This is a genomic window from uncultured Blautia sp., from assembly GCF_902497045.1.
In the GTDB taxonomy this organism is placed as follows: Bacteria; Bacillota; Clostridia; order Lachnospirales; family Lachnospiraceae; genus Blautia_A.
In genome coordinates this window covers 1-12,751 of the sequence record NZ_CABVDF010000065.1, presented here as the reverse complement: position 1 = coordinate 12,751, position 12,751 = coordinate 1, and the positions used below count along the sequence as shown (strand labels likewise).

Here is a 12,751-nt window from a genome sequence, read left to right as displayed (position 1 = left end):
CAGTCACATAACATCGATTTCAACTTATTCAAATAATATTAAAGTGTCAATAAACAGTCAGAAAAAAACATATAAACAGTATTTTCATGTGTGAAAACCAGTTTTAAACAACATTTCTTGCAATTTGGAATAGAAATGAATGATTGAGAATCAGGGCATTCTATGATAAACTAAGAAAAAGGTCTTTTGTGGCAGCAGGAGGAACACTTTATGTTATTTTACGGTCTGAGAAAGTTTGCCCGGGAACTGGGGCTGGAAGTACAGAGCGGCGTGGCCTGTGGTATCTATAAGGGATATGCGGTCAGTATGTGGGATAATGTCAGATACAAAATTTTTAGTATTTCAGCAAAATTTGATGATGATCTTGGCGAAAAAATGCAAATGGAACTCATTGAGTTAGAATCTAAGTACCGGAGATCGATTTATATCAGATTTTGGGAGGGTGCCCTGATAGCGAAGTTCTTTACTTATCCGGAAACTATGAAGCAGTTTCGAGCTTGTTTTTTTGACGTTCTTTCTATTTTAAACCAGTATGATATTCCGGATGCGGATATTTGTCCCAGATGTGGACTCCCTATGTATGGTCAGGGCGTTTGGTCTATATATCAGATGTCTGCGCTGCAGAGTGGTATCTATGCTCACGAAAATTGCATGGCAGAGCTGGAACTGGAAATAAAGCGCCAGATGAAAAGAAAACAAAGGCATCGTTCTTCAAAAAGCGGCAGGCCAAATTCAAAAGCCAGATATCTTCCAGGCTGGATTGGAGCGCTGGCTGGCTGTATTCTCAGTACAATTATTTTTATAGCAGGTATGCTGTCTGAAGGTTCGTATAACAATGCTCGTCGAGGAGCAGCGGCATGCTGCGGAGGGCTGATCGTAAAAATAGGATACGATATGACAGGAGGCATCCATGGAAAAAAACGCAGCCTTACGATCGTCACCATGACGATAATGTCTATTGTTCTGGGAATTTTTGGATTCTTTATTATTCAGAATGCAATCGAAATAAATCACTTGCAGATGATTCCGGAAGGTATATCAGAGATAGAAGCGTGTCGATTATATATTCAATCCGGCATACAAGCTATCCTGGAAGAAAAAGTACGCGTTATATGCAGCATGTGTATTTTTATTCCGGTTTCCATGATTCCGATCCTGGATATTGCGTTTGATCTGTATTATGGTGAGGAAGACCGACAGGTGTATTGTAAACGTCTTTACAAAAGAAAATAAGATCAGGGGGGAAAAGAGAATGGTATTCTATGGTCTGAGAAAATTCGCCCGGGAACTGGGGCTGGAAGTACAGAGCGGCGTGGTCTGCGGTATTTATGAGAGATATGCAGTCAGTATGTGTGAGGGGAATGGCTACAAAGCCTTCAGCATTTCAGCAAAGTTTGAGAAAGAGCTCTGTGATCAAATAGAAATGGAGCTTATGGAGCTGGAAGGGAATTACAGAAGAGTTGCCTATATCAGATTTATAGAGGGTATTCTGGAAGCGAGATTTATTGATAATCCGGGAACCATGAAGCAGTTTCGAAATTGTTTTTTTGATGTGCTTTCTGTTTTGGATGAATATGAGATTCCAGATGCTGATATTTGTCCAAAATGCGGACTTCCCATGTATGGTCAGGGTGTCTGGTCTTTATTTAAATTATATGGCCGGAAAACCTGTCTTTATACTCATGAACATTGTGCGGCTGCCATGGAACAGGAAGTAAACAGGGAGATTGAATGGAATCGCCAGCATCCTGTGTCAAAAGAGGAATTTATTGAATCGATGATGGAGATCCATGAAGACGAATCCCGGGAAGAACTTGAAAAACTGTATGAAGAAATAGAAGAACCGGACACAGAAGAGAGGCGGATGCAGAGACGCCTGCCGGGATGGGTCGGGGCATTGTGTGGGAGTGTTCTTGGCGCTTTTATTTTGGCTGTGGCACGTGGATTTCTGGGTCTTGCTGCAATTTATTTTTCCTGGCTGTGCGGAGAGTTGGTCAGAGCAGGATATAAATGGACAAAAGATGTCAGGGGAAAGAAAGGCAGCATAATTATGATTGTCATGGCAATTTTTTCTGTTTTCCTGGCAGCTGTGTTGAGTGCGGTTTCCTACGGTGCAGAGATCATGAATTGGTATCATACATTTAATGATGTATCTTTTGCAGAAAAATGTATGGAATATCTTGCAGCTGGTTTTCGTGTGATGGAGATGCAGAAGAGAGATTACCTGGTTTATATAGTGGTCGGAAGTTTTATTTCTTTAATAGGAGTGGCGGATGCTGTTATGAATCTTTTTCTGAATAAGGAAGAGAAGGGAATGCGCCGTAAGCGTCTCCAGAAAAGAAAATAAACCTGCTGCTTAAAAAAATAAAAAAATTTCATTACATCCCTTGACGAATGGAAATAAGCATGTTATCATACAACAGTATGCCGCACAAAGAGGTCGAAGCGACGAGGCTTTTGCATCGTCCACCATATTTGGCGAGTAAATTTTACAGGAGGTGCCACAGATGTACGCAATTATTGCAACAGGTGGTAAACAGTACAAAGTTGCCGAGGGCGACGTGATCAGAGTTGAGAAACTCGGTGTTGAAGCTGGTGAAACCGTAACTTTCGATAACGTGATCGCAGTCAGCAATGACGGATTAAAAGTTGGAGAAGATGTGAAAAATGCCAGTGTTACCGCTTCTGTAGTTGAAAACGGTAAAGCTAAAAAAGTTATCGTTTACAAATACAAAAGAAAAACTGGATATCACAAGAAAAACGGTCACAGACAGCAGTTTACAAAAGTTAAAATCGAAAAGATCAACGCTTAATCTGGTGTTTGCATGATTACAGTGACAGTCACGAAGAAGAACAATTCCTATACAGAGTTTACTTCAAGAGGACATGCCGGTTATGCAGAGGAAGGGCAGGACATTATATGTGCTGCAGTTTCTGTTCTGGTGATCAACACAGTCAACTCTCTTGAGACACTCACCCATGACAGGATATCCGTGAAAGAAAATGACGGTTATGTATCTTTTTCTTTCATCGAGCCTGTGACAGAGGGAGGAACACTTCTGATGGATTCCCTTGTTCTCGGACTGACAGAAATTGAGAATAGTTATTCGAAAAAGTATCTGAAAGTAAAAGTCAGGGAGGTGTAACGACATGATGAAAATGAACCTTCAGTTATTCGCACATAAAAAAGGTGTTGGTTCCACAAAGAACGGCCGTGACTCTGAGTCCAAGAGACTTGGTGCCAAAAGAGCAGACGGACAGTTTGTTAAGGCAGGAAACATCCTTTACAGACAGCGCGGAACCAAGATTCACCCAGGCGTGAACGTAGGCTGCGGTAAAGATTATACATTATTCGCACTGACAGATGGTGTTGTAAGATTCACCAGAAAAGGACGCGATAAGAAACAGGTTTCTATCGTACCGGTAGAGGCAGAATAATCAGTTCAGCGTAAGGCTTCAAATCGTTCAGGTTTGGAGCCTTTTGTTTACAGTATAAGGAGCGACTTATGTTTGCAGACAGAGCAAAAATCATGATCCGTTCAGGTAAGGGCGGAGACGGCCATGTAAGCTTCCGCAGAGAGCTGTACGTACCAAACGGCGGTCCGGATGGCGGGGACGGCGGAAGAGGCGGCGACGTTATCTTTGAGGTTGACGAAGGACAGAATACTCTGGGAGATTACAGGCATAAAAGAAAATATAAAGCACAGGACGGCGAAGAAGGCGGCAAGAGACGCTGCCATGGAGCAGATGGTAAGGATATCGTCCTGAAAGTTCCGGAAGGAACGGTTATTATGGATGCGGAGTCACGGAAAGTCATTGCGGATATGTCCGGAGACAATCGCAGACAGATTGTTTTAAAAGGCGGAAGAGGCGGAAAGGGCAACCAGCATTATGCAACTGCCACCATGCAGGTACCGAAGTACGCCCAGCCAGGTCAGCCGGCTCAGGAGCTGGAAGTACTTCTGGAGCTGAAGGTGATCGCAGATGTAGGACTGGTAGGATTCCCTAATGTAGGAAAGTCCACATTCCTTTCCAGAGTCACCAATGCACAGCCAAAGATCGCCAACTATCATTTTACTACACTAAGCCCGAATCTTGGTGTTGTAGATACAGAGAACGGTGGTTTTGTCATTGCAGATATTCCGGGGCTTATTGAGGGAGCTTCTGAGGGTGTGGGTCTGGGACACGAATTCCTTCGTCATATTGAGCGTACCAGAGTTCTGGTGCACATTGTAGATGCAGCATCTACAGAAGGCCGTGATCCTATTGATGACATCTATAAGATCAATAAGGAGCTTGAAGCATACAATCCGGAGATCGCAGCCAGACCTCAGCTGATCGCGGCAAACAAGATTGACTGTATTTACGGTGAAGAGGATCCGGTAGCTCTTCTGAAGGCGGAATTTGAGCCAAAGGGCATTCCGGTATATCCGATCTCTGCTGCCACAGGACAGGGAATCCGGGAGCTTCTTTTTGGGATAAAAGAGCTTCTGGACAAGTGTCCGGCAGAGCGTGTCGTATTTGAACAGGAATTCTTCCCTGAGGATGTTCTGATCACAGAAAACCTTCCTTATACCATTACAAAGGCTGAGAATGATCCTCATATATTTGTGGTGGAAGGACCAAAGATCGAGAAAATGCTTGGATACACCAATCTGGATTCTGAGAAGGGCTTTGCCTTTTTCCAGCGCTTCCTGAAAGACGGAGGCATTCTGGACGAACTGGAAAATGCAGGTATCCAGGAAGGCGATACAGTCCGTATGTATGGTTTTGACTTTGATTATTATAAATAAGTGTAATTTTAGAAAGGCTGGTCATAATGATGACAAGTAAACAGAGAGCTTATCTGAAAAGCTTGGCGATGAAAATGGAACCGATCCTTCAGCTTGGAAAGGGAGGCGTCACTCCGGAAAATACTGCATCTGTAGATGAGGCTCTTGCAGCAAGAGAACTGATCAAGATCAATGTTCTTCAGAACTGTCTGGAGGATACCCGTCAGATGGCAGAGCTTCTGGCTGAGAGAACACACGCTCAGGTAGTGCAGGTGATCGGAAGAAAGATCGTTCTTTACAGAGAAGGAAAAAAAGACAAAAAGAAAATCATTCTTCCTTAAATGATATCAGAGAGGTGCTGGTATGGGAGCGGACCGTAAAAAAATAGGGATCATGGGAGGAACCTTTGATCCCATCCATGTAGGACATCTGATCCTCGGCGAAAAAGCCTATGAACAGCTTGGTCTTGACCGTGTGTGGTTTATGCCCAGCGGAAATCCGCCGCACAAAAGGAACCGGAAGGGTCAGGCCAGCAATGAGCAAAGGGTTTCTATGGTGAAAAAAGCGATTGCAGGAAATCCTCATTTTGAGCTTTCTCTGATAGAAATGAATGAAGACGGGTATACTTATACCTATCGGACACTGGAACGGCTGAAAGAGGAGAATCCGGATACAGATTATTATTTTATCATCGGAGCAGATTCTCTTTATGATTTTGCCACATGGAAAAAGCCGGAAAGGATCTGCGGAGCATGTACCATTGTGGTGGCGGCCAGAGATCATGTTCCTGCAAAGAGTCTGGATCAGCAGATGACGTTTCTTTCGCAGCAGTATCACGGATGTTTTATCCGGCTGGATACTTTGAATATTGACATTTCCAGCAGATTGATCCGCCAGTGGCTTCATGAGGGCAAAAGCCTTCGATATTATGTTCCGGATCCGGTTGTTTCCTATATCCGGGAAAACAATATTTATCTTACATCAGAAGGAGACATCGGATAAAATGGCAGAGTACGATTTTGAAAAAATGCAGAAAAAGCTTCAGAAATATCTGGATGAGGATCGTTTTCAGCATACATTGGGTGTCATGTATACCTGCGCGGCCCTGGCAATGGCTCATGGCTATGATATGAAGGATGCACAGGCAGCAGGTCTTCTTCATGACTGCGCAAAATGTATTCCTAACAAGAAGAAATTGAAATTATGTGAAAATAACTGTATTTCAGTGACGGAATTTGAAAAAGAGCATCCGTTTCTCCTTCATGCAAAGCTTGGGGCTTTTATTGCAAAAGAAAAATACGGAATCAAGAATGAAGATATCCTTTCCTCTATCCGGTTCCATACAACCGGGAAACCGGAAATGAGCCTTCTGGAAAAGATTGTTTATATTGCGGATTATATTGAGCCTGGAAGATACAAAGCACAGCATCTTGATAAGATCCGGGCTTTGGCATTCAGGGATCTGGATGAATGTATGTATGAGATCCTGAAGGATACTCTGGCATATTTAGAGGAAGACCCCAAGGATATTGATCTTACTACAAAGGATGCGTTTATTTACTATAAGGACTTACATATGGAAAGGGGCGTTCATTCATGAATATGGAAAAAGAAATGGCGGTTCTTGCTTTAAAAGCGCTGGACGAGAAAAAAGCCATTGATGTAAAAGTAATAGATATACATGAGGTTTCTGTTCTGGCAGATTATTTTATTATTGCAAGCGGAAGTAATTCCAATCAGGTGCAGGCAATGGTAGATAATGTAGACGAACAGCTTTCAAAGGCCGGATACGAGCCGAAACAGATCGAGGGAACAAAAAGTTCAAACTGGATCCTTATGGACTATGGCGATATGATCATCCATGTTTTTGACGAAGAGAACCGTCTGTTCTATGATCTGGAGAGAATCTGGCGAGATGGAAAAATCCTGGAAATGGATGAATTTTTGGCTGGATCAGAAGAATAAACACAGTTTTTGATTTACAATAATAAAATTATGTAAACTAAAATAGCAAAATGAACCCCCGCAGTTTATGCATTATGCAGACTGCGGGGTTTTGCTGTTTAGTGATAAAAACGGAATACGCCAAAAACTTTGCCAAGGATCTGGAGATTTCCGTGAACCAGTATCGGATCCATGTCATCGTTTTCTGGCTGAAGGCGATAGTAGCCGTCTTCTTTATAAAAGGTTTTGACTGTTGCAGCATCTTCTACCAGCGCTACAACCATATCGCCGTTTTCGGCGGAAGACTGCTGTTTCACAAGTACCTGATCTCCATCAAATATTCCGGCATTGATCATACTGTCACCTTTTACCTTCAGCATAAAACTCTGTGCGTTAGGCATAAACTCTGATGGGATCGGGAAATATCCTTCAACATTTTCTACTGCAAGGATCGGCTGTCCTGCTGCAACGGTTCCCACCAGCGGAACATTGACAACTTCCCGGCGCACAAGATTAAACTGGTCGTCAAGAATCTCAATTGCCCTGGGTTTGGTAGCATCTCTGCGTATATAGCCGTTTTTTTCCAGGGCTTCCAGATGGGAATGGACAGAAGATGTAGATTTCAGATGAACTGCCTCACAGATCTCGCGAACTGCAGGAGGGAATCCTCTGTTCAGAATCTCATTTTTTATATAGTCAAGTATTTCCTGTTGTTTTTTACTGATCCTGCCGTATGCCATATTGTATACCTCCAAATATTCCGTATGGTCCATTTTTGTTAATTATAACATACATTATGTAAAATGGCAAACAGATATTCGGAAAATACGTTCGCAGGATGCAAAAAAATCCTTGTTTTCCTTGTCATACCCGGTGGAAAATGTTACAATAACCTGGTATATCTGAAAAAGTTTTTTAAAAGGAGGCATTTTTTTGCCTGATAAAAACAGATCTCCCAGAAGCCCCGGGCTTCTGTCGAGAATAAAAAGTATATTTGGACTGAATATAGGAACAATGCTTTTTGGAGTGCTGCTGCTGTATATGATTTTCAGCGCAATCCTTTACCTGACCTCTGATAAGGTGGAATCCTATCAGGTTATTTCAGGACCTCTTTCCCGCAATGAAACTTATACCGGCCTGGCGGTACGGGAAGAATCCGTTTATAAAGCAGATACAGACGGATATATTACCTATTATGCCAAAGAGGGAAACAAAATCAATGCCAATGGCGTTATTTATGGTATAGGAAGCACCATGCCTTCGGATAATGAAGCAGAACTTACGGCTGAAGAAATCTTAAATATCCGGAACGACATGATGAGTTTTTCAAAAAGTTTTAATTCCAGTAAATTTAATAATACATACAGCTTTAAATATAACCTGGAAGGAAACATCCTGCAGTACGCAGGCTCTTCCCAGTCAGGTGTTACGACTTTAGGTGGACAGAAGATCACAAAAACAGACAGAGACGGAATCGTTCTTTATTCCATGGACGGATACGAAGACAAAACAGTGTCTACTCTCACTGCTGCAGATTTTGATCAGAACGCTTATCATGAAACAGACCTGAAAAATGATGGTTCGATTCAGACCGGTGATCCGGTATATACACTGATCACAGATGAAAGATGGAGCCTTTTGATTCCTCTCAGCAGTAAGCAGGAGGCAAAGCTTGCAGACCGTACTGCAGTAAGAGTGAAATTTCTGAAGGATGATATGACCCAGAGCGGTGATTTTTCTATTGTGGAAATTGAGGGTCAGAAATATGGAAAAATCGATTTTAACAAAGGGCTCATCCGATATGCCGCAGACCGGTTTCTGGAGATCGAGCTTGTGACAAATACGGTTACAGGTCTTAAAATCCCGTTATCTTCGATTGTTACCAAGGAAGCATACAAAATACCGGATAAATATCTGACAACAGATCCGAAAACCCAGAAGACAGGTCTTATGATAGAAGGATCTGACAAAAATGGAAATTCTACGTCATCCTTTGTGCCTGTAGATATCTACGCCAGGACGGAAGATGAAGAGGCTATGAAAGCGGCACAGAAGGAAGCACAGGAAAAGATGGCCGCTAAAAACAGTGATGAGGGAGCTGAAGCAGCAGAAGTGGTTTCTGTGCCCACACAATACCTGTATTTTGTTGATAAAAAGGGACTCCAGGAGGGAGATGTGGCGGTCTGTCCTGAAGATCAGAGCCGATTCGTCATTAAAGATATCGGCGTATTGGAAGGGGTATACTGCACCAACCAGGGATATGCTGTTTTTCGTCATATTGAACTTTTGGATCAGAATGAAGAATATGCAATTGTCTCAAAAAATACTGTCTACGGTCTTTCCCGTTACGATCATATTGTCCGTAATGCCGATAAGGTCAGTGAACAGGAAATCTTATATTAGTCTGGAGGCTGAATTTTATGATAACAGAAAATCTGGAACAGGTTAAAAAAAATATCCGGGATGCATGCCTGGCGGCAGGCCGTGATCCCGGGGAGGTTACCCTGATCGCTGTAAGCAAGACCAAGCCGACAGAGCTTCTTCAGGAGGCTTACGATGCCGGTGCCAGAGATTTCGGTGAAAACAAAGTACAGGAGATCATGGATAAATATCCGCAGCTTCCTGCAGATATCCGCTGGCATATGATCGGACATCTGCAGAGAAACAAAGTGAAATATATTGTAGACAAAGCAGCTATGATACATTCGGTAGATTCTTTTCGTCTTGCACAGACCATTGAACAGGAGGCTGCCAAACATGAGGTACAGGTTCCGATTCTTTTGGAAGTCAATGTGGCGGAAGAAGAGAGTAAATTTGGTCTGAAAATGGACGAGGTTCTTCCGCTTATTGAAAGAATCGCAGAATTTCCTCATATTAAGGTATGCGGTCTTATGACCATTGCTCCCTTCGTTGAAAATGCAGAAGAAAACCGGATGTTTTTCCGACAATTAAAAAAATTAAGTGTTGACATTGAGGCAAAAAACATTAATAATGTTAGTATGAGCGTTTTGAGCATGGGCATGACCGGGGATTATCAGGTGGCAGTCCAGGAGGGCGCAACTATGGTTCGTGTTGGTACAGGTATCTTTGGTGAAAGAAACTATGTGCGATAACGATGAGAATGAATAAGATTGGAGATTAAAATGAGTGTTTTAGATAAGCTGTTGGATGCTGTAAAACTGAACGATGACTATGATGAGGAAGAATTCCTGGATGACGACATCATGGATGAATCTGATGAGGATTTTCTGGATGATGATGACCAGGATGAAAAACCGGTAAAGAAATTCTTCCAGAAATTCGGAAAGAAGAAAGAGTCAGCAGATTATGATGACTATGACGATATGGAGGAAGAACTGGCTGAGGAAGTGAAGAAATTCACATCAAAGCCGGAGCCGGCAGTCAGAACTGCTGCGGTGAAACAGGACCGGCCGGTAAAAAGCTCTTCTAAGATCACTCCAATGAGAAGCAGCAGAAGAAGTCCGAATTCTGTAAACATGGAGGTCTGCGTAATCAAACCTTCTTCTATGGAAGATACCCGTGAGATCGCGGATACTCTGGTAGATAATTCTACGGTGATCCTGAATCTTGAGGGAATCGATGTTGAACTTGCACAGAGGATCATTGATTTTACTTCAGGTGCATGTTATTCTCTGGGCGGAAGCCTTCAGAAGGTATCCAGCTACATTTTTGTTCTGGGACCGGCTAATGTGGACATTACAGGTGACCTGCAGAATATCCTTGGAGGATCTGCTCCGTCTGTAAGAGCAGGATATTGATATATTATGGAAAAAGATGATTTTTTCATTAAGAGAATCCGGGAACTGGCAAATCTCTCTTATCAGAGAGATATTGTCACCTTTTCGGATTTTCTTAATTTAAACGAACAGAATCTGGTAAAAAGTCAGGCTGCACACTTACCAGGAATAGTCATGGAAAGCTTCGGAGGCTATGACCAGGCAGAGCGTCAGATGATTGCATTTCATCCTGATGCTCTTGCTTTTTCATGGGAATACCCCATATGCTGTCTGAAGATTGAACCAAAGGCAGTTAAATTCTCTGAAGCACTCAGCCATCGAGATTACCTTGGAACAATCCTGGGACTGGGGGTAGAAAGATCTGTGATCGGAGATATCCTTGTACAGGAGCATGCGGCGTGGGTGTTCTGCCAGGAAAAGATTGCAGATTTTATTGAGGAAAACCTTTGTCGCGTGAAACATACAACGGTTCTTGTTTCCAGAGTATGGAATCCGGAGGAGTTTCCTGAACCCAGGTTTGCGCCTGTTTCCGGAACATGTTCCTCTGTACGGCTGGATGCTCTGATATCGATTGCTTTTCAGTCTTCCAGAAGCAGTATGGTTCAGTTTATAGAGGGCGGGCAGGTTTTTGTCAATGGAAAGCTGATTACCTCTAACGGATATGAACCAAAAGAAGGAGACATTATCTCAGTCCGTGGAAAAGGACGTTTTTTGTTTGAGAAGGTCTCAAGAAAGACGAAAAAAGGCAGAACTGGTGTGAGCCTTTTGAAATATGTCTGATTTCATAGAAGGGGAGGATGATTAATGGTGAAAAAAAATATTTTAAAGGTAAAAAGAGAAGGAGACTTTTCTTACCCTATTTACTTCGAAAACAGTTTTGACGGATTGGCAGATGCACTGAAAGCCGAAGGCCTGGACAGCAGGACTGTCTGCATTGTTACAGACAGCAACGTTTCTCCGCTGTATACCGAGAAGGCAAAAGCTTTTTTGGAGAAAGCTTCTGAAAAAGTCCTGATCTTTGAATTTGAAGCAGGAGAAGTAAACAAAAATCTTGACACGGTCCAGTCACTCTATCGTTTCCTTATTGAAAATAAAATAGACAGAAAAGGGGTTCTGGCCGCTCTTGGAGGCGGTGTGACCGGGGATCTTACGGGTTTTGCTGCGGCTACCTATTTAAGAGGGATTGATTTTATACAGATTCCCACAACTTTGCTTGCGCAGGTAGACAGCAGTGTCGGCGGTAAAACCGGCGTAGACCTCCAGCAGTACAAAAATATGGTAGGTGCTTTTCATCAGCCAAGACTGGTATATATGAACATGGAGACCCTGAAAACCCTTCCGGAAAAAGAGTTTGCCTGTGGTATGGGAGAGGTTCTGAAGACCGGGCTGATCTGCGACGGGAAATTTTTCCGTTCTGTATGCAGAGATCATGACAGAATCCATGCTTTGGATAATGAGACACTTGCAGCAGTGATCCGCAGGTGCTGTGAGATCAAGGCGGGAGTTGTTGAGCGAGATCCGAAAGAGCAGGGTGAACGGGCGCTTCTGAATCTTGGACACACCATTGGCCATGCAGTAGAAAAGCTGATGGATTTCCAGCTTCTGCATGGTCAGTGTGTTGCAATAGGAACAGCAGCTGCGGCACAGATCTCAAAAAAACGTGGTCTTCTCACAGAAGAGGAATATCAGGAGATTCTCAACGGCTGCCGGATGTTTGAGCTCCCTGTGGCAGTAAAGGGGCTGGATCCACAACAGGTGCTGTCTGCTACAAAAAATGACAAGAAGATGGAAAGTGGAAAGATCAAATTTATCCTTATGAAAGGCATCGGACACAGTTTTATAGACAAAAGTGTATCGGATGAGGAGCTTCTTGACGGAATCCGGGCAGTTCTTTTATGAGGCCTGAACAGAAAGACAGAAATACCAGTACCTTCCCAGAGCCCTTCTGTGGGATTTTGTGGGCATTGGGGATCCTTGTCCTCACTATTCTTGACCAATGGACAAAACATCTGGCTGAGACGGCTTTAAAAGGATCTGAAAGCATTTCGCTGATTCCGGGAGTGCTGGAGCTTACTTACCTGGAGAATCGCGGAATGGCTTTTGGTATGTTCCAGGGAAAACAGGTGATTTTTCTCCTGCTTTGTATGGTGTTTTTTGCTTTTCTTATATATGCGTACAGAAGGATTCCAAAAAACAGATATTATCTGCCGTTGATAATTACCGGAGCTGTTCTGTGGGCAGGAGCTTTAGGGAATTTTATTGACCGTCTGCTCTACG

At 43.0% G+C, this 12,751-nt stretch carries 17 protein-coding genes; 16 read left to right on the top strand and 1 reads right to left on the bottom strand.

Annotated elements, in window-relative coordinates:
• Positions 1–210 precede the first annotated feature (210 nt).
• The 10 genes from RDS42_RS06690 (at position 211) to rsfS (ending at position 6,737) form a co-directional block, all read left to right on the top strand.
• A complete protein-coding gene (locus tag RDS42_RS06690; protein WP_308782949.1) occupies positions 211–1,233 on the top strand; it encodes a hypothetical protein in 1,023 nt (340 codons plus the stop codon).
• Positions 1,234–1,252: 19 nt separating this feature from the next.
• Complete coding sequence (locus tag RDS42_RS06685; protein WP_308782948.1) at positions 1,253–2,347, top strand: hypothetical protein; 1,095 nt, start codon at positions 1,253–1,255, stop codon at positions 2,345–2,347.
• 160 nt (positions 2,348–2,507) lie between these two features.
• On the top strand, positions 2,508–2,813 hold the full coding sequence (gene rplU / locus RDS42_RS06680) for a 50S ribosomal protein L21 (protein ID WP_308782947.1): 306 nt from the start codon (positions 2,508–2,510) through the stop codon (positions 2,811–2,813).
• Positions 2,814–2,825: 12 nt separating this feature from the next.
• Positions 2,826–3,146, top strand: a complete 321-nt coding sequence (locus tag RDS42_RS06675) for a ribosomal-processing cysteine protease Prp (protein WP_308782946.1) — start codon at positions 2,826–2,828, stop codon at positions 3,144–3,146.
• A 4-nt stretch (positions 3,147–3,150) separates the two neighbouring features.
• The gene (rpmA, locus tag RDS42_RS06670; protein ID WP_022067452.1) at positions 3,151–3,438 is read left to right on the top strand and encodes a 50S ribosomal protein L27; all 288 of its coding nucleotides are present in this window, start codon (positions 3,151–3,153) and stop codon (positions 3,436–3,438) included.
• A gap of 68 nt (positions 3,439–3,506) precedes the next feature.
• On the top strand, positions 3,507–4,793 hold the full coding sequence (gene obgE, locus RDS42_RS06665; protein WP_308782945.1) for a GTPase ObgE: 1,287 nt from the start codon (positions 3,507–3,509) through the stop codon (positions 4,791–4,793).
• Positions 4,794–4,822: 29 nt separating this feature from the next.
• Positions 4,823–5,113 carry a ribosome assembly RNA-binding protein YhbY gene (gene yhbY, locus RDS42_RS06660; RefSeq protein WP_308782950.1) on the top strand — a complete coding sequence of 97 codons (291 nt, stop codon included), beginning with the start codon at positions 4,823–4,825 and terminating at the stop codon, positions 5,111–5,113.
• Positions 5,114–5,135: 22 nt separating this feature from the next.
• A complete protein-coding gene (gene nadD, locus RDS42_RS06655; protein WP_308782944.1) occupies positions 5,136–5,774 on the top strand; it encodes a nicotinate-nucleotide adenylyltransferase in 639 nt (212 codons plus the stop codon).
• Between the two features lies 1 nt (position 5,775).
• Positions 5,776–6,372, top strand: coding sequence for a bis(5'-nucleosyl)-tetraphosphatase (symmetrical) YqeK (gene yqeK, locus RDS42_RS06650; RefSeq protein WP_308782943.1), 597 nt, complete (start codon positions 5,776–5,778; stop codon positions 6,370–6,372).
• Positions 6,369–6,737 carry a ribosome silencing factor gene (gene rsfS / locus RDS42_RS06645; protein WP_308782942.1) on the top strand — a complete coding sequence of 123 codons (369 nt, stop codon included), beginning with the start codon at positions 6,369–6,371 and terminating at the stop codon, positions 6,735–6,737. The genes yqeK and rsfS overlap by 4 nt, the downstream gene beginning before the upstream one ends.
• 98 nt (positions 6,738–6,835) lie before the next feature.
• Here the strand turns inward: rsfS and lexA are convergent, their stop codons facing one another.
• On the bottom strand, positions 6,836–7,456 hold the full coding sequence (lexA, locus tag RDS42_RS06640) for a transcriptional repressor LexA (protein WP_308782941.1): 621 nt from the start codon (positions 7,454–7,456) through the stop codon (positions 6,836–6,838).
• A 193-nt stretch (positions 7,457–7,649) separates the two neighbouring features.
• On the opposite strand from lexA, the gene RDS42_RS06635 reads away from it, so the two are divergent.
• The 6 genes from RDS42_RS06635 to RDS42_RS06610 all read left to right on the top strand — a co-directional run.
• A complete protein-coding gene (locus tag RDS42_RS06635) occupies positions 7,650–9,119 on the top strand; it encodes an HlyD family efflux transporter periplasmic adaptor subunit (RefSeq protein WP_308782940.1) in 1,470 nt (489 codons plus the stop codon).
• A 17-nt stretch (positions 9,120–9,136) separates the two neighbouring features.
• Positions 9,137–9,829: a YggS family pyridoxal phosphate-dependent enzyme gene (locus tag RDS42_RS06630; protein WP_308782939.1), complete on the top strand. Its 693-nt coding sequence runs from the start codon at positions 9,137–9,139 to the stop codon at positions 9,827–9,829.
• A 30-nt stretch (positions 9,830–9,859) separates the two neighbouring features.
• Complete coding sequence (locus RDS42_RS06625; protein ID WP_308782938.1) at positions 9,860–10,495, top strand: cell division protein SepF; 636 nt, start codon at positions 9,860–9,862, stop codon at positions 10,493–10,495.
• A 6-nt stretch (positions 10,496–10,501) separates the two neighbouring features.
• Positions 10,502–11,254 (top strand): YlmH/Sll1252 family protein, encoded by a 753-nt coding sequence (locus tag RDS42_RS06620; RefSeq protein ID WP_308782937.1) that lies wholly within the window; start codon positions 10,502–10,504, stop codon positions 11,252–11,254.
• A gap of 24 nt (positions 11,255–11,278) precedes the next feature.
• Positions 11,279–12,373 carry a 3-dehydroquinate synthase gene (aroB, locus tag RDS42_RS06615; RefSeq protein WP_308782936.1) on the top strand — a complete coding sequence of 365 codons (1,095 nt, stop codon included), beginning with the start codon at positions 11,279–11,281 and terminating at the stop codon, positions 12,371–12,373.
• A partial coding sequence (locus RDS42_RS06610; RefSeq protein WP_308782935.1) for a signal peptidase II occupies positions 12,370–12,751 on the top strand: 382 nt, incomplete at its 3' end. The genes aroB and RDS42_RS06610, both read left to right, overlap by 4 nt.